We start from the raw sequence: 21,064 nt of genomic DNA, 5'->3' as shown, positions 1-21,064 counted from the left end.
TCGCGGATGGCGAACTGGCAATACCCTGTGGTTTCGATGCTATCTCACTACTACAATGCAACGCTTCCTACAGAGAGACTTGGCGAGGGTGCTCCAGACACCCTAATTAAGACCAATCTAATCCAAGGAGTTAGAGTTTGCATTCAGTTTTGTGGTACTTTATCGAGCAATTCGTTCGAGCCATTGGGATCGAACTCTTGGGACGACTTATTTATGGATACTTTGATGAACAAGCCAATGATTTTGGGGGCATTGTTTGCCTCAACGCTATTAGTTTCTTTTCAAGCGTCAGCAGAGTCTAAGGACTTAGACGAACAGCTATTAAAATGCTTTGAAATGTCTGATGAGAAACGCCGTATGGTGTGTTACGACGATATTTCTCGTGCGATTGCCAGTGCCAACCCTGAAAAACAGGAAGTTGTGAAGCAGCGTGCCATTGCCGATTTTGGTTTAAGTCATCAGAAACAAGCGCATGATGAAATGGTTATGAAAGCGGTTAAAGTCGATCGTGAACCAGCTGGTAAGTGGTTGATTACCATGGAAAACGGTCAGGTATGGCAGCAAACCGATGATGAGCGTTACAACTTTAATTCGAAGCAACCAGAGGTTCGAATCTTTAAAATGTTGTTTGGTTCATATGCCATGACTGAAGTGGATCGATCTAAGAAGATCCGGGTTAAGCGTATTCAGTAATCCGAGATTATCAAAGGGCCGTCAGAGGCCCTTTTTTTTGGATAACTTTCGCGATTTTACGTGGCATTTACCGTTAAGCTGGTATTCATCTAAGACGATATGATGGGAAATAGCCTTGAAAAGCGGCTAGTTAACGACTTTACTTGGAGAGTGGACAAAGACAATGGCATTACCGGTGTCATTGTCAGAGGCGACGTCTTTAAGGCAGATCAATGGGGTTATTGCCTGCCGAATTTTACAATCAATCCAAATTCACCAGACAAAGAAAGTAGGGAACATGTCTACTCCTGTTTTGATATGTGACGATTCCAGTTTTGCTCGTAAGCAAATGGCTAAAGCCTTGCCCGATCAATGGGACATTGAGATCAGCTTTGCCGGCAATGGCCAGGAAGCGCTGGATGCCATCAAGGAAGGAAAAGCCGATGTGTTGTTTCTTGATTTGACCATGCCTGTTTTGGACGGGTATGGCGTACTTGAAGCGATTCGTGCTGAAGATTTACCGACCATGGTGATCGTGGTTTCTGGGGATATTCAACCGGAAGCCCGAGATCGGGTTAAACAGTTGGGCGCGTTGGAGTTTATTAAAAAGCCGATCACCACGGACAAAATCAACGAGATATTAACCGCCTATGGCATCGTTGCTTAGACACAATTATTAAGCCAATAGCGGAATACTTCTACGAGGTATATGTGAGCGAACAAGTAGTTGAACTCAATGAAGAATTAAGAGATGTCTATCAGGAAGTGACAAACGTCGCTATGGGGCAGGCGGCGGATCGTCTGGCTCGGCTGTTGGATGTGTTCGTTGTGTTGCCTATTCCAAATGTTAATATTTTGGAAGCAAGTGAATTAGAAATGGCGTTGCAGGCTGCGTCTGATAGCTCGTCAGTGTCTGCGGTCTGCCAAGGTTTTATTGGCAAAGGCGTCGCAGGTGAAGCGTTATTGATTTTCAATGATTCCAGTTTTACCGACATCGCTAAGTTGATGAAATATGGCGGTGAAATAGATGACGCAGTGCAGCTGGAACTGGAGATGGACATTGCCAGTATCTTGATTGGCGCATTCTTGAAAGGTCTGGCTGAACAATTGGACATGAGTTTCAGTCAGGGGCATCCGGTGGTGTTGGGTCAGCACTGTGAAATTTCAGAGCTGATTTCTGAAAACTCTGCCCGCTGGAAAAAGGTGTTAACTCTGGAAGTGAATTACACCATTAAAGATCACAATATTAACTGCGATTTGTTGCTGTTATTTTCAGATGATTCCATTGTTCGCTTGAACGAAATCGCATCTTATTTATTGGAATGATACGTTACAGCCGTTAAGTATCTGTTGGAAATGTTATGCCGTCAGAAACCAAATTAGATATCTCCGAATTCCATTGGATGATGGACATGCTTCAAACCATCGACGTGGGTTTGGTGGTCTTAAATAATAAGCACCAGGTACAGATCTGGAACAGCTTTATGGAAAACCATTCGGGGCTTGATCCTGCGGATGTCAAAGGCAAGGTGCTGTTTGATCTGTTTCCTGAGGTGCCTCGGGATTGGTTCTGCCATAAAATTGATTCCGTCTTTCAATTGCACAGTCGCGCCTTTACCACTTGGGAACAGCGTCCGTACGTGTTCAAGTTCAAAAATTATCGAACCATCACCGGCACTGCGGATTTCATGTACCAGAACATCACCATTATTCCTTTGCTGTCCTTGAACGGTGCGGTGGATCACGTATGCATTCTGGTGTATGACGTCACAGATGCAGCCACCAGTAAAGCGCAGCTGGAGCAAGCCAATCAGAAGTTGGAAATCTTAAGCCGTACCGATCGATTAACGCAGCTGTTTAATCGCGGTCATTGGGAAGAGTGTTTGGCGAAAGAGTTTAAACGTTGTCAGCGCAGCCGCTTGACCAGTTCCCTGATCATGTTTGATATCGACCATTTCAAAAAAGTAAACGATACCTATGGTCATCAGGCGGGTGATGAAGTGATCCGTGTGACCTCACAAGCATTACAGGACACCTTGAGGCAAACCGACATCGCCGGACGGTATGGTGGTGAAGAGTTTGGCGTGATTTTGGTCGATACCAATGCCCAGGATGCCTATGCCTTTGCGGAACGATTGCGAGAGCGCATTGAAGCGTTGACGGTGAAGTACGAAGCGTTAGAAATTAACTACACCATCAGTATCGGGATCTCTGAAATAGCCTCTGATATTTCTGAATATACTCTGTGGTTGGAGCATGCAGACATTGCCTTGTATCACTGCAAACGCAACGGTCGAAACTGCTCAACGGTGTATCAAGCCGGCATGGATGGGGAAGGCCATTGATTCTCTCGTGCTAATGTAGAGCTTCCTTAGATCACTAAAAAGGGGATGGCATAAGCCATCCCCTTTTTATTTTTAACATCACTTGGATCTGGACTTCGATTGGTTCCTATCCAAAGACGTTCATCGCCCAACCAATAAACAGTACCTGTGGAACGGTGATCAGTGGTAAGAACAGCGCTATCTTCCAACTCTTCATAGTGTCCCGAACCACCATGATTTCGGTGTAATCGGTGGCGGCACCGGCCATCAAGAAGGTGAAGCCATTACCCGGTGCACCTGCACGGTTGACTAAATCCGCGGCGATGGGGGTTGAACCTTCTGAACACACTTCAATGATAGTGGCGGCCAATAAGGTCAGGAACAAACCGCCCACGGTGGCACCAAACCAGGTTTCAAAAATCTCCATCGGTACAAAGGCACGCAGCAGAGCCACCAGGACTACGCCGAACATAATCCAACGAATCACCATCTTGGCACCTTTTAAGCCATCCCACAGCATGTCGAGAGTGGCTTTTGGTGAGTAGTCGGCTTCCTTCATCAAACGCGCCAATTCAGGTTTCAGTTTGAAATCTTCAGGCAGCGATTCTTTGTTGGGGTTCATCGGTAAGGTGCCGTTGATCTCGAGGCGATCAAAGATCCAACCACTGATCCAGGCGATCACCATGGAAAAGGCGATAAAGGCCAGCGTCCAAGGGATACCAATCAAGCCAAACAGAATCAGGGTGAGCGTAAAGGAATTCCACGGGCTGGCGATCATAAAGGCCATCACCTGACCTAAACTGGCACCGCGTTCGTACAGTTTCATAGCCACCATCAGAATACCGTGGTTGCATAAATCTAATAACAAGCCCGCTAAGGTTGCTCTGAAAATACCGCGCTTGGTATGGCCAGGGCCCAGTGCGGAAACGACCACTTCACGCGGAATACGATTGAGCCAACCCACCAACGCAATCCCTAATAACACCCCCCACCACATGGCATGAAGCATTTCGATGGAGGTGTCGATCATGGTGTTCAACCAGCCAATTTCACCACTTTCAGGCCAGAACGACAGCGCCACTAAAACAGCAATAAAGCTGGTGGAACCCCACAGAATCCAGTCGAAGCGTGCTTGTTGATCATCGTCGCAACAACTTGAGACGGTCGTTTTAGTCGTGGCTTCACTGCCACAACAGCTGGTGGCTTGGGGGTGATCAGCTACGGCATGGCTGGTACTGCAGCAACTTTCGGTTTTTGCCTTGGCGTTTGAGGCACAACAGCTGCTTTCGGTATTTTCGCTGGCCGTCGTCATTTGGTCGGAGGTCATATCTTGGTCCGTTACTTTGCTGCCACAGCAGCCAGATGTTTGCTCAGTCATGGCAGCAGCCTCCTTCGCTGAATCCTTCAATCAAGTGACAGATGTGATCACCTGTCGGGATACAATCCGGTTGCGTTTTCCAGCGTTCCATCGCTTCCTCCATTTGACGATAGGTGGCCTGCATGGCCTCAATCTTTTTGGCGACCTCGGTCATACGGTGTGACATGATTTCCCGAACTTGCGGGCAAGGAGATTCCCCTTGTGCTGCCTGACCAAAAATCAGCTGGATATCCGGCAGTGAAAAGCCTAACGACTTGGCTTCAACAATGAACAGCAAGCGTTTTAAGTGACTCTCGGAAAAGCGTTTGTAGCCATTGTTGGGGTCGCGTTGCGGAATTAATAAGCCAGTTCGAACGTAATGACGAACGGTGTCGGCGGTGACGCCTGCGCGTTTAGCAAGTTCTGAAACAGTCATTGTGTGCTCCTGGTATCTTGTTAGTGTATACCATAGGCTTGTGTGTAACACACAGGTCAAGCATCAAATTTAACGTTTGTTCAGTGGCTTGTTCAGCGGTTAGTTCAGTGACTGACTAATGGTCTGTTCCAACAAACTCCTGCCACGCGAGAATTAGGGTCTGGAAATCTTCTAAACCACAGATGGCATGACCTTGTTGATCATCCAGTGACAGTTCTTCCGAATCAAAACCCATTGACTCATCGTCACCTAACAAAGCCTCGTGATCATCAAACAGCGAGTCGCCATAATCACCTTGGCCACCCTGTTCCGCATAGGTGCTGGTGGCTGAAATGATGGCATCTTCCTGCGTTAACTTAAGTCGGTAATCGGCCCAACGCTTTTGCCATTGATTCGTTTGCTTGTTCAGCAAGCGATCCAGCTGGCTGAGAATGTCTGCAATTTGTTGATGATGAGCACCAAGGTCGTGGGTTAGCCAGTCACCAAAGGCTTCGTGATCCATTGAGCAGCATGCTACGGGGCGGTTAAGGGCGTCGAAATTGAATTGATATTCCATAAACTAAGCGATCGAAAACAATAAAAAAATAGAGTTAGAATCAGATAACTGACGTTGGGTTACTGGGTGAGGTTTTGGAACAGGTTTAACAGCTCCGTCGGGGGGCTGGCAAATTTTCGGGTGCTGAGGTTAATCCAACTGCCTTCCACTGACACGGTGGCGGCTTTGATGTCTTTGCCTGACTCTTTGGGCAACCAGAAGTTATGAGCAAACTTCCAACGTTTACCGGTTTTACTGAGTTCGACCACTTCAAAATCTACCGTGAACGAATCGGACATACCGATTTCTTTTCGAAACGTGGTCTCTTCCCGAAACAATACCGCGCCTATGCCGAGCTCCATAAAGCGTCCTTGTGAAAAGCCGTGTTCTTGCAGAAAGGTAAAGCGAACTTGTGTTGCGAAGTCGTTATAGGCGCTATGGCGTACATGCTGGTTCGGATCGAGATCCGACCAGCGTGGCTGAAATTGCATTTGAAATAATGACATGAGGATACGCGCTTTAGGCGTCAGATTTATGAATGGACAGCGGCGACCAGCTTTGGCAGGTCGGCATCACTTCCAAGGTATTTACATTGACGTGTGCAGGGGTATTGGCAACCCACAAAATGATATCGGCAATGTCATCCGGAGTAAGGTGTTCAGTGTTGTCGTACAAAGAGTCAGCGCGACCTTCGTCGCCCTTAAATCGAACCAGCGAAAATTCGGTTTTGGAAAAGCCCGGTTCGATGTTGGTGACTTTAACGCCGGTGCCGTGCACGTCAGAGCGAAGGTTACGGGTAAATTGTTGAACGAACGCCTTTGAGGCACCGTAGCAGTTACCGCCAGGGTACGGCCAGTTTCCGGCCATGGAGCCAACGTTGATTACGTGACCGTGTTTGCGTTCAACCATGCCTGGCAGGAGTGCTCGGGTGCAGTACATCAAGCCTTTGCAGTTGGTGTCGATCATGTCTTCCCAATCGTCCAGATTGGCTTTGTGAGCCGGCTCCAAGCCTAATGCCAAACCGGCGTTGTTGATCAGCACATCCGGTTGATTGAACGGCTCTGGCAGTTCATAAAAGGCATCCAGCACACTTTGGCGTTCACGTACATCCAGCGAGATGGCATGGACGTCGGTGATCTTAGACAGTTCGTTAGCCAGTGCATCCAGTCGCTCTTTACGACGACCTATGATCACCAAACGATAGCCGTCTTCGGCAAACTTCTTTGCACACGATTGACCAAACCCGGACGTGGCTCCTGTGATGATGGCTGTTTTTGACACCTGATTGCTCCTTCCAGAAAAACGAATACGTGTTCAGACATTGGCTGAAAGTTTAATAGTTCGCCTAACGGAAAGACAGTTTCTTTTCTCAAGTGTAAAAAACAACGGATTACGTTCCGGTGAAGATCAACTCACCGTTTCGGCTGTAGTCATGGAAAGACTATGGTCTCCCGGCTGTTGATTGGATTGGCTATACGGTTGTCGATGGTAGTGTCGCAACTGATGCTCTTCTTGACGCGCCTGACTGAAGGCCGAGACTCGTTTGAGATAACCAATCACGCGGGTACCGTAATCGATGTTCTGACTGTGGCATTCCGGGCAGGCGTGCAGAGTCCGCTTGTCAATGTGATCACATTCATTGCAGATGGTGATTTTGACATTGATGCAGAAGTAATTGCAGCCTGTGGTTGCCGCGATGTTATACAGCCTCAGGTATTGTTCGGGGGTTAACGCTTCGTCGAGATTGAGGTGCAGGGCTGAACCGCCATCAAGGTATTCAGTCAGTTCTTTACCGTGCAGGATAAACTTATCCACCGCATTGCAATCATCGTCTTCTACCACATAAAAATAGGAGTTGTAGCAGTCTCGGTTCACTTGGTAGCCGTCGGCTCGATCCCACTTGGCGTTCTTAACACCGAGGTTTTCGGCTGGTACAAACTCGGTATTAAACAGGTAACCGGTTTCTTGTTTTGCGGCTTGATTAGCTGCGTAGATCACTTTTAAGCGTGCTTGCACAAAAGCCTTATAGTCGGCGTTATTTCCGACGGTAATGCCTTGGCTTTCAGCGGCTTCGGCCATGCCGTTGATACCGATGGTAAGAAATTGCTTGTTCAGGCTGATGAAGCCGGAGTCATAGACCGGTAGCATGCCATGTTCCTGATATTCTTCCATCAAAGTACGGTAGGCCATCTGATACTTTTGAATCTTTTCCACTTCCGCTTTTAAGTCACGACCATCCTGCTCCAACCGATTCATATTCAGGGTGATGACGTTGATGGAACCGGTAGAAACCCCACCAGCACCTAAGGTGTAAGAGAAGGTGTTGTCGGTGATTTCGTTACGCAGTCGGCAGCAGGAGGCCAAAGAATCGGCACTGTCCGATTGATAAATAAAGAAGCTGTTGCCGTCGGCCATTTGTTCGGCACAGAAACGGCTGAACTCGGTATCCCGACATTGGCCTTGGCCGGTCAGCATCGCTGCAGTAACAACCGGGAAGGTGAGAATGGCCTTCTTGCGTTCCTCATTAAACCAACTCATAAAGAAACGCTGCAGCGCATCCACCGATTGCCATTGAGGTTTGCGCATTTCACCCTGCTTATCCGGGGGAAACACAAAGTCACCAAACATGGAGTCGAAGTAATATTGATCGTAAATGGAGATGTTCCAAAACACGCTTTGATAACCGCGTGCTGCCGCCGGCTGATTCAGCGCATAGACCACATGCTGCAGATGATTGGCGATGGCTTTGGGGTGATCTTGCAGATAATTCTCACCATAGTCCTGACGGGCAAAGTGATCGAAGTAAGTGAGAAACTCCACGGTGGCGACCGCCCCAGCAAATTGAGCGCTGACCGCAAAGACCAGATTCACAAAAGAACCGCAGAAGGATTCGAGGTGTTTCGGCGCACCGGATTCGCCGCCCAAACCTTTCAGGCCGTCTAATAAAAACGGGTACATGGTGATGGAGGTACAGTAAGGCTTGAGACTGGTTTCATCGTGAACATAAATCTCATGTGCTTCGATCTGACGTTCGTATTCCTCGGCCAGTTCATCACCAAAGAGCTGCCCGATTTGTTGCTTCACCTTCGCTCGATTGATCTGAATGATGGCGTCCTTCATTAATTCAGCTTCCAGTGTGGCGATATTCTTGTGCGTAACGTTGGCGTTGGCGTCCACTTTTGAGCCTTCCGCCGCGTTATTGGCGTGAATATAAGACTCGATGAAATCCAACTTGTCGGTGATTTGTGCTGAATTAAGCCGAAGCATATGAAACTCCTTGCTGATGGGTAAATGTGTTAAGTGTCTGTGTCGTGTGAAGGTTGTTTTGAGACGAGTTTTGAAGCATGTTTTGTTGCGAGCTTGACGAGGCGTTTTGTTGAAACCAATGCGTACGGTCTTGCCAGAGCTCGCCGTCTTTTAATTCGATAAAACGTTGGTTGGTGATTGTGCTGTCTAAGCCGCCTAAGGTTTCGATCCAGGGGCCGAGTTTGACGAAATCGAGATGGGCTCTGAGTGAACGAGCAACATGATTGCCGCCCGTGTATAAACAGGTGGTTAGCCCTTGTGCTTTGGCGAGTTTAAGTTTGTTGGTCAGTGCCTGTCGATTCCATTCGCCACCGAGAAATACCACGGCGGATATCAATCCTTGATATTGCGACAGATAAGCCAGAAAGGCGTCATCGGTCAGCGCATTCCCACTCTCGGCATCCCAGGTGTGTTCGCTGTGACATCCCGCGCAGGCGAATGGGCAGCCATGAATGGTAAACGCCAGGGAAATGTGGTGTGGCAATTCCTGAAACACCACATCAGGCGCCGAACAGTTAAAAGCATTGGGTGATTCGTGCTCTGTGATGTCATCAAGATTAAGCAGAGAAACAGATAAAGGAGGGTTCTGAGCGTCTTTCACTGTGTCCGGCGTGGTGTCCATGACAATATCCATATGGTTAGTGTGTCTATATGTAGTGGCTATTTATTTTTATAGGTACTATATGTAGTGTGTCTTGGTTTCGCTAGGCGAGTTTATTGATCTGGATCAAGAGTTGAAATGGCAAAAGAGGACGGCTTGGCAAGGAAGTTGTTTGTCTAAATCAGCACGAAATATGGGGAAAAGCCGGGATGACTGGCATCCCGAAGCAAGGGTGAGTGTCAGAATGAGATGAATGTGTTGGACGCATTCATTGATGCTTTAGATTGCACGTTATTGTTTGAGGTGGGACGTTGCAATTTGAGAGAGCCGGGTGATTTCTGCCCAGTTTTGTTGCTCGATTAACGGACTCGGACACACCCAGCTACCACCGACCGCCATGGCTGTGTCTAACGACAAATAAGCGCCTGCATTTTCGGCGTTAATACCACCGGTAGGACAGAAGCTCAGTTCTGGAAAGGGCGCTGCGAGCGCTTTGAGCATGGGAATGCCGCCCGCTTGCTCGGCGGGGAAAAACTTCACTTCATTGATGTTGTGTTCTAAAGCCAGCATGGCATTGGACGCATTGGCAATACCTGGCACAAAGGGAACTGGGCTGTCTTGCGCGTAATGAGCCAGCGTTTTGGTGATGCCGGGGCTGATCAAGAATTCCGCGCCCATATCCAGGCAGAGCTCGAATTGACGTTCGTTGATGACAGTGCCAGCGCCAACACAGGCTTCGGGTACTTCTTGTTTGATCAGTTTAATGGCTTCCAGCCCGTGTTCGGTGCGCAAGGTAATCTCCAGAAAGGGAATACCACCGGCCACCAGTGCCTGTGCTAACGGCACCGCGTGCGCCAGATCATTGATGACAATGACAGGCAAGATAGGCTTTTGATCGGGGCTGTAGTTTTCTATCAGTTGTTTAAATGAATTCATACGCTTCCCTTCTATCCTTGTTCTTCCCATTGAATGCTGATTGCGCCCTGGCTGGTTGGTCCGACCGAATGACGGAAGACACTGAACAGCTCGCGTCCGATGCCGGTGACATGACCACTTGGCGGTTGCGCAAAAGGGCGGGTACTGAGGTCGCTGTTGGTCACTTTGAGTTCGCCAGTATGGCAGTTGAGCTCCACCATATCGCCTTCTTCAATCTGGCTGATGGCACCCAGCTGCATGGCTTCCGGACAAACGTGTAGCGCCGCCGGGACTTTCCCCGATGCGCCGGATAAGCGCCCATCAGTGACTAATGCCACTTTCTGGCCGCGATCTTGTAGCACGCCGAGCAATGGCATCAGTTTGTGCAGTTCCGGCATACCGTTGGCTTTCGGGCCTTGAAAGCGAACCACCGCCACAAAATCCCCGGTCAGTTGATTGTCATGGAAAGCGTCCATGAAATCGGCCTGATCGTGGAAAATCCGCGCCGGGGCGTGAATGTGCCAGTGTTCTTCTGGTACCGCTGATACCTTGATGATGGCGTCTCCCAGATTGCCTTTCAGACGTTTAATGCCGCCCATGGCCGCAAACGGGTCGGCAACGGTTCGGATGATGTCTTTATCTGTGCCTGTGCCAGCCGGGTGATAGCGGATGTGATCGTCTTTAAACTCCGCTCTGTGGGCATAAGCGCGTAATCCTTGGCCTGCGACGGTTTTTACGTCCTCGTGTAACAGGCCTGCCGCAAGCAGCTCAAAAATAACCTGACTGGTGCCGCCGGCATCATGGAATTGGTTGATGTCGGCCTGCCCGTTCGGATATACCCGAGCGATCAAAGGAACCACCGAGGACAGTTGATCAAAGTCATCCAGGGTAATCTTGATCCCGGCACAGCGCGCAATGGCGGTCAGGTGAATAATGAGGTTGGTGGAGCCACCGGTAGCCAGTAAGGTGACCATGGCGTTGATGATGGATTTCTCACTCACCACATCGGCAATGGGGGTGTAGTGCTCGGTTAATCCAGTAATTTCAGACACTCGTACCGCCGCTTGTTTTACAAAGGCGTGGCGCAACTCGGATTCTGGTGAACAAAATGCGGAGTCAGGTAGGTGTAAGCCCATCGCTTCCATCAGCATCTGATTGGTGTTGGCGGTGCCATAGAAAGTACAGGTGCCAGGGCTGTGATAAGACTGAGTTTCGGAATCCAATAACTTGTCACTTGAGGCTTTGCCTTCAGCAAATAATTGTCGGGTCTTGGCTTTTTCACTGTTACTGATGCCTGTGGACATGGGCCCGGCTGGAACAAAAATGCAGGGCAAATGCCCGAAACGTAATGCCGCCATTAACAGACCAGGAACGATCTTATCGCAGACCCCCAAACACAAGATGCCATCGAAGACGTTATGCGACAGCCCGACAGCAGCAGCCAAGGCGATGGTGTCTCGACTGAATAATGACAGCTCCATTCCTGCCTGGCCTTGAGTCACGCCATCGCACATAGCCGGAACGCCGCCTGCGACCTGTGCGGTATGTCCCAGCGCGAGCAAGGCGTGTTTGATGATGTCGGGGTAATCTTTGAGTGGTTGGTGGGCCGACAGCATGTCGTTGTACGCAGTGACAATGCCGATGTTGGCGTTGCTGTGCAGCTGTTTCAAAATGACTTTTTCTGATGCTTCCGATGCCGCAAAAGTATGTGCAAGATTGGTACAACTGAGTTTGGATCGGTGCGGTTTGGTTTCCGCCTGTTGACGCATCAAGGCTAAATAATTGGCTCGGGAAATGGCACTGCGTTCAGTTATTTGATCCGTTACTTGTTGTACGACAGGGTGTACCGGATGACTCATGAATTAGGGCTCCAACATAGCGTGATCGGACAGGTGGCTTTTTTCAGTAGATGTTCAATAGGTAGGTTGGGGTTGTCGAGGTTGGTTTTCGCTTTTTCAAAGACCTCTCGTTTCGAGCCCCCGGTGATTAACAGATAAATGTGTTCACTGTTTAATAGCGCGGTGAGACTCAGACTGATGCGAGCGCCTTTGCTATCGGAATTTACCGCGATTACGGGTTCGGAGTGGGGTGCCGTTAAGCCGTGTTCCAGCTCGTTGGAGTCAGGAAACAGCGAAGCAATATGGCCATCGTCGCCCATTCCAAGCAGTACCAGATTGAATGGCTTGTGCATGGTCATCAAGGACTGATTGATCACGGCTGGAGCGTCACTGAACGGGCAGCTTGGGCGAAGTGAAACCAGGGATGCCTCCGCCGCGGCATGTTGTAGTAGCGTTGCTTCGATCATGGTCTGATTGCTGTCCGGGTGACCGAGTTCAACCCAACGCTCATCGGAAGGGCACACGGTGACTCTGTCCCAGGCCAAGGGCTGGTGGCTGAGCTCTTCATAAAGCGGCTTTGGGGTATTGCCGCCACTGACAATGAAGCTGGCCTGACCGTAATGTTCAATGGCACTTTTAAGGTGATCACTGAGTTGCAGTGTGACACTGTCAATCATGGCTGGGTGATTGGCGAAGGTTTGCTCTTGCAGTTTCATCGGATACCTCCCGAATGGACAACAAAGGAGTAGACGTTGCTCGGTTTGGTTATGCACATCAGTGATTTTCCTGCCAAAGTCGTCCGTCTCGTGCTAACAAAAGGGTGGATGCCGCCGGCCCCCAGATTCCACCGTGATAGAACTCCGGTCGTGAACCGCTTTGTTTCCATGCGCTTAGAATAGGGTCAATCCATTGCCATGCGGTCAGTAATTCATCTTCGCGCAGGAACAAGGTTGGGTTGCCTTCGATGGCATCTGATAGCAGTCGCTCATAGGCGTCCGGGGCTCGATCTTTACGCGCGTGCTCGGCGGTAAGATTGAGCAGCACAGGTTTAACGCTCATGCCTTTACCGATGCGTTTTTCGCACAACTGCAGCTTAATGCCATCGTCGGGTTGCAGACGAAAGATTAATTTATTCGCCATGGACGCCGGATTTTGCAGTTCGAATACCGAGTGCGGCACTTCTTTGAATTGAATGACGATTTCACAGGCTCGGTCTGGTAAGCGCTTTCCAGTTCTGAGATAGAACGGGGTGCCCGCCCAACGCCAGTTGTCGATTTCGACTTTCATGGCAACGAAGGTTTCGGTATCTGAGTGTGGATTAACACCGGGTTCTTGGCGATAGGCTAAGGTTGGCTGGCCGTGTTGTGACCCTTCCTGATATTGGCCTCGCACCACGTTGGCATTGATTTGATCTCCAACGATGGGCTTCAGCGCTTTCAGTACTTTTACTTTTTCATCGCGAATGGACTCGGCGTCCAGTTGTGCTGGAGGTTCCATGGCGACCATACAAAGCAGCTGCAGCAAATGGTTTTGCATCATGTCTCGCATGGCTCCGGCGGACTCATAAAAGCCGGCGCGTTGCTCGACACCCAGTGTTTCTGCAATGGTGATTTGGATGTGGTCGATGTAACGTTGGTTCCACTGATGCTCAAAAATAGAGTTCGCAAAACGCAGTGCTAACAAATTCTGTACGGTCTCTTTACCGAGGTAATGGTCGATTCGATAGATCTGCTCTTCGTTGCAGTATTTGTCGACTTCTTTGCAGACGTTGACGGCACTTTGGTAATCCATGCCAATGGGTTTTTCTAATACAACTCGAGCGTCACCGGTTAACATTTGATGGCTGTACAGGTGCTGGCAAATGGTGCCGTACATGTCGCTGTGGGTTGCGAGATAAAAAATCTTGGCAGCTTCCGGCCGATTCAAAAAGTGCTTCAAGGTGGTGTCGTAGCTGCTGGGATCGGTAATGTCCATTTGAGCGTAGCTCAGACGTTTCGAAAAGCTGGTCCAGGTTTCTTCATTAAAGAGGTCTTTATTGAGGTGCTTGACCAGAGCTTTCTTAACGATGTCCAAAAAGTCCGAGCGTTCATAATCGCGGCGTGCGACCGCAATGATTCGACCTTCGGGATGAATGCGTTGATCAAGATGAAGGCAATAGAGTGACGGGATCAATTTGCGCAGGGATAGGTCACCCGCTGCACCAAATAGAATGAGTTCAAAAGAATTTGTAGAGTCTGACATCATGTCTCCTACCTGAGTCCTATGCGTGTCTTTCAGTTGCGTAGTGTGCTTGCAGTTGTGTTGAGAAAAACCAATGAATCCCTGGGGTTATCTCTTGTTCGATGTTACCGGTGTCCTGATTTGATCTCTATTAAGTTTAGATGAAGAAGGTCAATTCAGAGAGCCGGTGACTGTTTTTCGGTTGCTTAAGCCATCCGAGAATTACTTATCTTTTTTACTCTTATACCAAGCTATCCAATTACTGTGCCAGTGATTTTATGTACAAATTGTATCCAGATTGGGTGCCGTAGGTGAAAGTGTTTAAAAAATGATCTGAATCAATGGCAAGAGAGTCGATCTCTATTAACCTAGTAAAACAGTCAGGTATGAGCGTGCAAACAATGTCAACGAATACCCCTCTCCGTGTGCTGCTGTTGTTTGTGCTTAGGCTGATACCTTACTTGTCATTTTCTAACCCTCCTTTGCCTTTACGGAATCGTAAAGGCATTTTTTTGTTTCTGTGTTTGGGGCTAACGGCGGGTAGTGTATGGCCAGCGACCGCTCTGGCCGAGACGATAAGTTTCGGTATCAATACTGCGGAAGGTGGCATTACCAAACCGCGTTATGTGACGGCGTTGGAATCCTGGTTGGTAGATAAATCCTGTCAGATCAAGGTGACAGCACAAGTTCAAGGTTCGCAAGGCGATTTGGTGTTTGACCTTCGCAACGTTGTTGAAGCGAAGGACTCCCCTTTGTTAAGGGCTTCGGGCATATCATCGACGGACTTAAACAGTGTCTGGTTAATTAAGCGTGTGTCACTTGGTGGCGGTGTGGCCAGTCTAAAAGGAGAGCGAGTGGCCTTGTTGTCGAAGGCCTCTAAGATTGGTTATCAACGACCGATCGCTCAGCTCGCATCTTTTGGGGTAGCTACCGAGGATCTGACGGTTCTACACTCTGATCAATATCAAGGTGTCATGACGTTACTTCTGCATGGAGATGTGTTTGCGGCGGCCGTACCGCGTGTATTTGCAACTTTGTGGATGGAGCCTAATGATCTTGCCATGTTGATCGAAGATTCTTCAGATCATAGGACGTCTGCTGTTCAGGCCGGGATCTGGCTGGACTCGGAGGCGTTATCGCAGTCTTCGGATCTAGTACGTTGTATTCAGGCTCTGTCTCAGTTGAACCGCGAAGGTCGTCGGGATGTAAAAATGCGACTCTTTCCTGAGTGGGTATCGGGGTTTACGCTGGAGCCTTAATCGGTGAATTTCCGGCTGGAAAAGCGACTGTTCGATAGTATAAAGAGCAATATCGTTTAACATTTTGATAACGAACTGTTGCTAACCGATGCTTGTTGAGTACGTTAATTCGGTTCACACTTAGTTTGTATGAAAGTTGAACAGTTTGGAGTGCATTATGGCCGTGAGTTTTAATACCGGAGCTCAGCAAGCCGCGTTTGCTCAAAATCGAATTCAAAATGATCCGAGCCAGAATTTTCAGCGAATTGGCTCGGGCAGTCGCATCAACTCGGCAGCAGATGATGCGGCGGGTATTGCCATCAGTACTCGCTTTGATGCCTCAATTTCCGGTTCTGAACAAGCCATTCGCAACAGTAACGATGCCATTTCGTTATCGCAAACGGCAGAAGGCTCAGTCAGTTCGGTACGTGATGACTTACAGCGTATTCGTGAGCTGTCAGTTCAGGCGGCCAATGGCACCTTGTCAGATACGGATCGCCAAGGCTTACAAGCGGAAGTTGATCAACTGGTCGAGAATATCTCTACCACCATTGAAGACAGCAACTTTAATGGCATTCCTCTGCTGAATAACGACAGTGAAACGCAATTTCAGGTCGGTCCGAATGCGGAAGATCAATTGTCAGTGGGTGGTAATAATCTGCAACAAGCGCTTGAGGATCTGGGAATCAGTGACATCGACATCTCCACTCAGAGTGGTGCGGTGGACGCCATTGGGGTTGCCGACGATGCGCTGGATGCGACCAGCGAGGTGTCTGCCAATTTAGGCGCAACTCAAAATCGAATTGAATCGAGCATCAGTAATCTCCAAGTTAGTGTCGAAAACGAAGCCGCTGCGAACAGTCGAATTGCGGATGCGGATTTGGCTAAAGAAATTTCAGAGTTGGCGGCGAAACTGGTGAAAGAGCAAGCTCAAACGTCGGTGCAAGCTCAAGCGAACGACAACTTGAAAATTATGCTGAGATTGTTCGAAGCGTAATATTCATCCAATAAGTTACTCACACTCTGTGTGGATAACTATGTTGGTAAGCTTTTCACTACTCTCCTAAAGCCCGTAATTACGGGCTTTTTCGTGTCTGCTTCAAAAACAAACAGCGGTTAAATAAACAGCAAGTAGGTTCTGTTCTAGGCAAACAGGAAAGCTCGAACTCTGTATTAAAAGTGTGATCATGTTCACATTTGTTATTAATTTTCTTTAATTGTTAAAAGTGGGTTTTCACGGTAGCAAGTGAACCTGATTCAGCTATATTCATTACTTGGATTAATAACAATAACGTAAAAAATCAAGAAGGATCTTACTATGAAATCTTATACAGAATCTGATCTGAAATTAGTGGTTAATGGTGCCAGCTTTCTAGCCAGTGGTGGTGGTGGAAGTGTTGCTGCAGCTAATAATGTGGTGAAAAACATCATAGGGTTTGCTTCAAGTGTTGATGTCATTACGGTCGATGAACTGGACGACAGCGACAACTTAATGATGATTTGTGGTGTTGGTGCGCCTGATGCCAAAAACATGAACTTTGAAGACTCCCCAGGCTATGCCTTTGATCTGCTTCAGGCCATGACGGGACACAAGTACCATGGCATCTTTCCGATTGAAGTGGGTGCAATGAACAGTGTTATTCCCATGTTGGCTTGTGCTCAGCGAGGAATGCCAATTGTCGATGGTGACGGGGCGGGCCGCTCTGTTCCTCAAATGGACATGTGTACGTACGCTGAAAAGAATTTTACGTGTTCAAACACTATTGTGGTCAGTGAAGAAAGAAAATCTTTCCCCTTGCATCCGCAAAATGCTCAGCAGCTCGAAAGTCAGGTTCGAAACGTAGTCAGTACCGAGTTGCATGATATTGGTACCACCGGAACTTGGACGGTCACTGGCGCTGATATGAAACAGCCAGGAGCTATTGTAGCGGGGTCTTTGAGTTTGGCTCGGGAAATTGGTGTGGCGATGGCCAGCGATCAGCCACTGAATAATGTCAGTATGTTGTTGAACGACTTCTATCCATCGAGTTCAGTTCTTGCCAAGAAGGCCACCGTTATTGATTGTACGAATACAGTACAAGATGGCTTTGATGTTGGCTCCATTAATTTACAAGATGCAGATGATGCCAATAGAACCATTAAGATTTTCTTTGTAAATGAGAGTTTATTAGCCGCCGTGTATGAACAGGGCGAGTTAAGTTCGGTCATGATGGGGCCTGATATGATCTGCTGTATGGGGGTGGATGGACAGCCGATGACCAACTCTGAAATTGCCAATGACTATGAGCAAGGCAAAGACGTTTCTATTTCTCTGGTTTGGGTCGAAGCGGTTAAAGCCATAAGAACACCGGAGATGTGGGCTCAATATATTGAACTTATTTTGGAAAAGTTTGGTGAAGAAGCTCAACCTATGGTCGATAAGATGCGAGGAAGCTGATAATTTATTGGTTAATAGAAAAAGAATAACCAGGAGTTAAGGGTGACAAGGATTTCAGGGCGTGTCTATTGGGGAGTGCTGGGACTGTGCAGTTCATTATTTTATACCTCTGCGAGTCAGGCAGACTCTCCTTTAGATATCCCCCTAAATGCACTTCAAGACGAAATTAAATGGTTGCAAGAAGAAGTCTATGTCACCACCGCCACTAAGACCCGCGAAGCGGTCAGTAAAAGTGGTTCCTCTATGTCCGTCATTACTGCGGAAGATCTCCGGGCCATGGGAGCCCGCACTTTATTGGATGCACTGAAGCGTTTACCGGGTCTTGGTATCAGTGATGTTAATGCGGGTATGACCTCTCTAGAAGTTCGAGGTGTCAAAACCGATTTCGCTGAGAAGGTACTATTCTTGATCAATGGTCATTCCATCAACAACAATCTAGCCAACGGTGGTGCCAGCACTTCCTACAATACATTTATTGTGGATGATATTCGTCGAGTAGAAGTGGTTCGTGGGCCGGGATCGGCATTGTATGGTGCGAATGCGTTCGTTGCTGTGGTCAATATTGTGACTAAAACCGCCGATGATGTTCAAGGCGTAGAAGTAACGGCCAAAGGGGGAAGTCATGATACGGGGGTGGTAAATGTACAGCTTGGCCAGCACTTTGATGATGCCAAGTTTGCCATGAACCTTCACTATTTCGATACCAATGGACTGAATGAGCGTGTTGAGTCGGATGCCATTGGGCAATCCAGTCGAGTCGATTATTCCGAGCGCCGTTATGAGGCTGGCCTAAATTTCACCAAAGGCAGCTTTTTCTTACAAGGAAAATACCTGCGTCGAGAAGCCGGTAACTTTTTCAGCATTACCAACATTATTAATGACGATTCAGAACAAGAGTACATTGATTACTTTCTTGAAGGTGGTTTTAAGAAATCGCTTTCCAGCAGTACATCAGTGGAAATAAAGGCGTATACCGATCACTTTGAATTCGATAATACCTGGGAGCAATTTCCTGAAGGTTATTCTAATCCTGGCGGAAGCTGCCCAACACTCATTTCCTGCCCCGATGGTTTGAAGATTCGCACTCCGGTTAAGCAAGATATGGTGGGGGCAGAAGCTCAAATTTCCTATGACTGGTCATTGAGTCAAAAGTGGCTTATGGGGGTGATGTATGAGCATCAAAGCCAGTATGACGTTGAGTTATGGTCTAATGGTGGCCAAGGAGAATTACAAAATATCTCGTCGGTGGCTAATTGGAATGACAGTCAGAATCGAGATATTTCTGCTATTTATCTTCAAAATATTTGGGATATTCGTGATGATCTCAGATTGATTGCTGGTGGCCGGTATGACCACTACAGTGACTTTGGGGGGACTTTAAATCCCAGAGCCAGTTTAACTTGGTCATGGCGCCCGCAGATGCGTTTTCTTGTTTCCTATGGTTCTGCCTTCCGTGCTCCGACTTTCTCTGAGCTTTTTAACAGTAACAACAGCGGTATTGTCGGCGATAATTCGTTAGACCCTGAAGAAATCGAAACGCTCGAAATGGGAGTTCTCGGAGATTTTACGAGACGCTCAAGCTATCGTATCTCTTGGTTTCGAAATAGCATTGATGACTTGATCGCGCCCATAGCGACTAATACTGCCGTGAACACTTCTGCAAACGTCGGGAAATTAAAAGTTGAAGGGGTGGAGGTCGAAGTTTCTCATCGCTTTAATGATGGTTCGACAGTGGCAATGAATTACACCTATCAACATCCTATTAATCAGTTATCTCATGAGCGAGAGGCGGATGTTCCGCTGCATCGAGCGAATCTTAATTATCAATACCACGTTTCACGTAATATTGGTGTATTTACCGGTCTGCTTTATAAAGGGGAAACCATTCGTGAGGATGGGGACAATCGAAGTAATGTCGATGATTATGTGACGGTGGATCTTGCTGTGGTGGCAAAAGAGGTTTGGTTAAAGAATCTGGAGTTGAGAGCGTCGATTTATAACTTGTTGAATAAAGAGTATGAAGATCCTGCGCCTAATGTCATGTTGTCGGATTACCCGAAAGATGATCGCAACTTCATGGTTGAAGCAACGTATTTGTTTGATTAGATGACGGTTGATTGGATCTCTGTTTATTAGCCCTCTGTTTATTTGCCCACTCTGTATTTATTAAGTATCTATGTATTAAGTCGTTATGTTTTACGTGATTATTCGATTAACTCGTTCACTGATCCTAGGGCTTGATAGTTGAGTTCTAGTTGATACTCCATTGTACGATTCATATTTAAAATGATGTGACTGCCCGCAGGGTAATGTACTTGCGTCTCATGTTGTTGAGTATTCTTTATCAGAATCGCTGCTTGTCGGCCTATAGTTGGAAGATCAGCACTTACCACCAAGGTTGCTCCTAAGTCCTTAAACAAACTGTTAGAGCTGAAAATCGGTAATTTGTCTTGGTGTGCCAGTTCAAATATTTGCGTTGTCGTATGAATGGATGACAGAACCACAGGGTCAGGAATCAACCAAAGTGCCTGAACCTGATCGGACAAGAACTGAATATGGTGGTCGATGTCGTCATTGTCTTCCATCTGTACGGGATGGAGCGTTATTCCCAAGCTTTCTGCCGCACTGACTGCCTGCTTGATACGAGCTTTATTGGTGTCGCTGTAAATCACTCCAACACTGGTTAGCTCGGGGAAGAAGTGCTTAAACATGGCTAATTGCGAGGTCGGTGCAATATCGCTGGCAATGCCTGAAATTCCTTCTTGACCTTGGAAGCGTTGCCAGTTTAAAACTGAGCTGAAGACAATATCTTGTTCCGGGGCAATATAATCTATGCTGCCTAATGCTTTCGCTCCAATACAGTAGATGTGCTCAAATTGGCCATGGTTCAACACGTCTTGTAATAAACCAACGGGATCATCCTCATTCATCAGATCGATAATGTTATAAGAAGTGCCTTGGATGCTTTCAGCAAAGGCTTGCTCGGCAATTCGATAGCGTTCAACATGGGAATTTGAGTTAACAACCAGTATTTTGTCGATCTCAGCCGCGGTCTTTTTGTGATGTGACGGAGTAATTGCTGAAACCGTTTGGCAGCCTTGTGAAAGAGTCAACAGGGCTACTATCAATGGTGTTAATAGCAAGGTCCGTCTGTTGAACTTGCGTGTTCTTCCGTTACGTTTTGC

The 21,064-nt window shown here is 47.8% G+C and carries 20 protein-coding genes; 8 read left to right on the top strand and 12 right to left on the bottom strand.

Annotated features, from left to right (window positions below):
• Nucleotides 1–6: 6 nt before the first annotated feature.
• The 4 genes from ACFOEK_RS13590 (at nt 7) to ACFOEK_RS13575 (ending at nt 3,017) form a co-directional block, all read left to right on the top strand.
• Nucleotides 7–693 (top strand): hypothetical protein, encoded by a 687-nt coding sequence (locus tag ACFOEK_RS13590; protein ID WP_386721849.1) that lies wholly within the window; start codon nt 7–9, stop codon nt 691–693.
• Between the two features lie 277 nt (nt 694–970).
• On the top strand, nt 971–1,339 hold the full coding sequence (locus ACFOEK_RS13585; RefSeq protein WP_386721848.1) for a response regulator: 369 nt from the start codon (nt 971–973) through the stop codon (nt 1,337–1,339).
• A 44-nt stretch (nt 1,340–1,383) separates the two neighbouring features.
• Nucleotides 1,384–1,998: a histidine kinase gene (locus ACFOEK_RS13580; RefSeq protein WP_386721847.1), complete on the top strand. Its 615-nt coding sequence runs from the start codon at nt 1,384–1,386 to the stop codon at nt 1,996–1,998.
• A gap of 35 nt (nt 1,999–2,033) precedes the next feature.
• Nucleotides 2,034–3,017, top strand: coding sequence for a sensor domain-containing diguanylate cyclase (locus tag ACFOEK_RS13575; protein ID WP_386721845.1), 984 nt, complete (start codon nt 2,034–2,036; stop codon nt 3,015–3,017).
• Between the two features lie 106 nt (nt 3,018–3,123).
• Here the strand turns inward: ACFOEK_RS13575 and ACFOEK_RS13570 are convergent, their stop codons facing one another.
• The 11 genes from ACFOEK_RS13570 to zwf all read right to left on the bottom strand — a co-directional run bounded on the left by ACFOEK_RS13570 (nt 3,124) and on the right by zwf (nt 14,225).
• Nucleotides 3,124–4,374 (bottom strand): permease, encoded by a 1,251-nt coding sequence (locus ACFOEK_RS13570; protein ID WP_386721843.1) that lies wholly within the window; start codon nt 4,372–4,374, stop codon nt 3,124–3,126.
• Nucleotides 4,367–4,789: a MerR family transcriptional regulator gene (locus ACFOEK_RS13565; RefSeq protein ID WP_386721841.1), complete on the bottom strand. Its 423-nt coding sequence runs from the start codon at nt 4,787–4,789 to the stop codon at nt 4,367–4,369. Before ACFOEK_RS13565 ends, ACFOEK_RS13570 begins: the two co-directional genes overlap by 8 nt.
• Nucleotides 4,790–4,904: 115 nt before the next feature.
• Entirely contained in the window at nt 4,905–5,345 is a 441-nt protein-coding gene (locus tag ACFOEK_RS13560) for a YacL family protein (protein ID WP_386721839.1), read from the bottom strand.
• Between the two features lie 59 nt (nt 5,346–5,404).
• Nucleotides 5,405–5,830, bottom strand: a complete 426-nt coding sequence (locus ACFOEK_RS13555; protein WP_386721837.1) for an acyl-CoA thioesterase — start codon at nt 5,828–5,830, stop codon at nt 5,405–5,407.
• A gap of 13 nt (nt 5,831–5,843) precedes the next feature.
• Complete coding sequence (locus tag ACFOEK_RS13550; protein ID WP_386721835.1) at nt 5,844–6,605, bottom strand: SDR family oxidoreductase; 762 nt, start codon at nt 6,603–6,605, stop codon at nt 5,844–5,846.
• Nucleotides 6,606–6,731: 126 nt separating this feature from the next.
• Complete coding sequence (nrdD, locus tag ACFOEK_RS13545; RefSeq protein ID WP_386721833.1) at nt 6,732–8,591, bottom strand: anaerobic ribonucleoside-triphosphate reductase; 1,860 nt, start codon at nt 8,589–8,591, stop codon at nt 6,732–6,734.
• Nucleotides 8,578–9,252 (bottom strand): anaerobic ribonucleoside-triphosphate reductase activating protein, encoded by a 675-nt coding sequence (gene nrdG / locus ACFOEK_RS13540; protein WP_386721831.1) that lies wholly within the window; start codon nt 9,250–9,252, stop codon nt 8,578–8,580. The genes nrdD and nrdG overlap by 14 nt, the downstream gene beginning before the upstream one ends.
• A gap of 270 nt (nt 9,253–9,522) precedes the next feature.
• Nucleotides 9,523–10,167: a bifunctional 4-hydroxy-2-oxoglutarate aldolase/2-dehydro-3-deoxy-phosphogluconate aldolase gene (locus ACFOEK_RS13535; RefSeq protein WP_386721829.1), complete on the bottom strand. Its 645-nt coding sequence runs from the start codon at nt 10,165–10,167 to the stop codon at nt 9,523–9,525.
• 11 nt (nt 10,168–10,178) lie between these two features.
• A complete protein-coding gene (gene edd, locus ACFOEK_RS13530; RefSeq protein ID WP_386721827.1) occupies nt 10,179–12,005 on the bottom strand; it encodes a phosphogluconate dehydratase in 1,827 nt (608 codons plus the stop codon).
• A complete protein-coding gene (gene pgl / locus ACFOEK_RS13525; RefSeq protein ID WP_386721825.1) occupies nt 12,002–12,700 on the bottom strand; it encodes a 6-phosphogluconolactonase in 699 nt (232 codons plus the stop codon). The genes edd and pgl overlap by 4 nt, the downstream gene beginning before the upstream one ends.
• Before the next feature lie 58 nt (nt 12,701–12,758).
• Complete coding sequence (zwf, locus tag ACFOEK_RS13520; protein ID WP_386721823.1) at nt 12,759–14,225, bottom strand: glucose-6-phosphate dehydrogenase; 1,467 nt, start codon at nt 14,223–14,225, stop codon at nt 12,759–12,761.
• Between the two features lie 380 nt (nt 14,226–14,605).
• Between zwf and ACFOEK_RS13515 the strand changes: the two genes are divergently transcribed.
• From ACFOEK_RS13515 to ACFOEK_RS13500, 4 genes are all read left to right on the top strand, one after another.
• The gene (locus ACFOEK_RS13515; RefSeq protein ID WP_386721965.1) at nt 14,606–15,463 is read left to right on the top strand and encodes a PhnD/SsuA/transferrin family substrate-binding protein; all 858 of its coding nucleotides are present in this window, start codon (nt 14,606–14,608) and stop codon (nt 15,461–15,463) included.
• Nucleotides 15,464–15,620: 157 nt separating this feature from the next.
• Nucleotides 15,621–16,439, top strand: coding sequence for a flagellin N-terminal helical domain-containing protein (locus ACFOEK_RS13510; RefSeq protein WP_386721821.1), 819 nt, complete (start codon nt 15,621–15,623; stop codon nt 16,437–16,439).
• A 321-nt stretch (nt 16,440–16,760) separates the two neighbouring features.
• Nucleotides 16,761–17,879 (top strand): DUF917 domain-containing protein, encoded by a 1,119-nt coding sequence (locus ACFOEK_RS13505; RefSeq protein WP_386721819.1) that lies wholly within the window; start codon nt 16,761–16,763, stop codon nt 17,877–17,879.
• 42 nt (nt 17,880–17,921) lie between these two features.
• Nucleotides 17,922–19,985: a TonB-dependent receptor plug domain-containing protein gene (locus ACFOEK_RS13500; RefSeq protein WP_386721817.1), complete on the top strand. Its 2,064-nt coding sequence runs from the start codon at nt 17,922–17,924 to the stop codon at nt 19,983–19,985.
• A 98-nt stretch (nt 19,986–20,083) separates the two neighbouring features.
• Here the strand turns inward: ACFOEK_RS13500 and ACFOEK_RS13495 are convergent, their stop codons facing one another.
• Nucleotides 20,084–20,992, bottom strand: a complete 909-nt coding sequence (locus ACFOEK_RS13495; protein WP_386721815.1) for an ABC transporter substrate-binding protein — start codon at nt 20,990–20,992, stop codon at nt 20,084–20,086.
• Nucleotides 20,993–21,064 lie beyond the last annotated feature (72 nt).

It is taken from the genome of Litoribrevibacter euphylliae (genome assembly GCF_042646085.1).
Classification (GTDB): Bacteria; Pseudomonadota; Gammaproteobacteria; order Pseudomonadales; family Litoribrevibacteraceae; genus Litoribrevibacter; species Litoribrevibacter euphylliae.
The sequence above is the reverse complement of the archived record's forward strand: the minus strand, read 5'-3'. Positions and strand labels throughout refer to the sequence as shown.

Excerpts from the sequence above, each read along its gene's own strand:
- ACFOEK_RS13590 (WP_386721849.1), top strand. The coding sequence starts at position 7 with ATGGCGAACTGGCAATACCCTGTGGTTTCGATGCTATCTCACTACTAC.
- ACFOEK_RS13585 (WP_386721848.1), top strand. The coding sequence starts at position 971 with ATGTCTACTCCTGTTTTGATATGTGACGATTCCAGTTTTGCTCGTAAG.
- ACFOEK_RS13575 (WP_386721845.1), top strand. The coding sequence starts at position 2,034 with ATGCCGTCAGAAACCAAATTAGATATCTCCGAATTCCATTGGATGATG.
- ACFOEK_RS13570 (WP_386721843.1), bottom strand. The coding sequence starts at position 4,374 with ATGACTGAGCAAACATCTGGCTGCTGTGGCAGCAAAGTAACGGACCAA.
- ACFOEK_RS13565 (WP_386721841.1), bottom strand. The coding sequence starts at position 4,789 with ATGACTGTTTCAGAACTTGCTAAACGCGCAGGCGTCACCGCCGACACC.
- ACFOEK_RS13560 (WP_386721839.1), bottom strand. The coding sequence starts at position 5,345 with ATGGAATATCAATTCAATTTCGACGCCCTTAACCGCCCCGTAGCATGC.
- ACFOEK_RS13555 (WP_386721837.1), bottom strand. The coding sequence starts at position 5,830 with ATGTCATTATTTCAAATGCAATTTCAGCCACGCTGGTCGGATCTCGAT.
- nrdD (WP_386721833.1), bottom strand. The coding sequence starts at position 8,591 with ATGCTTCGGCTTAATTCAGCACAAATCACCGACAAGTTGGATTTCATC.
- nrdG (WP_386721831.1), bottom strand. The coding sequence starts at position 9,252 with ATGGACACCACGCCGGACACAGTGAAAGACGCTCAGAACCCTCCTTTA.
- ACFOEK_RS13535 (WP_386721829.1), bottom strand. The coding sequence starts at position 10,167 with ATGAATTCATTTAAACAACTGATAGAAAACTACAGCCCCGATCAAAAG.
- edd (WP_386721827.1), bottom strand. The coding sequence starts at position 12,005 with ATGAGTCATCCGGTACACCCTGTCGTACAACAAGTAACGGATCAAATA.
- pgl (WP_386721825.1), bottom strand. The coding sequence starts at position 12,700 with ATGAAACTGCAAGAGCAAACCTTCGCCAATCACCCAGCCATGATTGAC.
- zwf (WP_386721823.1), bottom strand. The coding sequence starts at position 14,225 with ATGTCAGACTCTACAAATTCTTTTGAACTCATTCTATTTGGTGCAGCG.
- ACFOEK_RS13515 (WP_386721965.1), top strand. The coding sequence starts at position 14,606 with ATGTCAACGAATACCCCTCTCCGTGTGCTGCTGTTGTTTGTGCTTAGG.
- ACFOEK_RS13510 (WP_386721821.1), top strand. The coding sequence starts at position 15,621 with ATGGCCGTGAGTTTTAATACCGGAGCTCAGCAAGCCGCGTTTGCTCAA.
- ACFOEK_RS13505 (WP_386721819.1), top strand. The coding sequence starts at position 16,761 with ATGAAATCTTATACAGAATCTGATCTGAAATTAGTGGTTAATGGTGCC.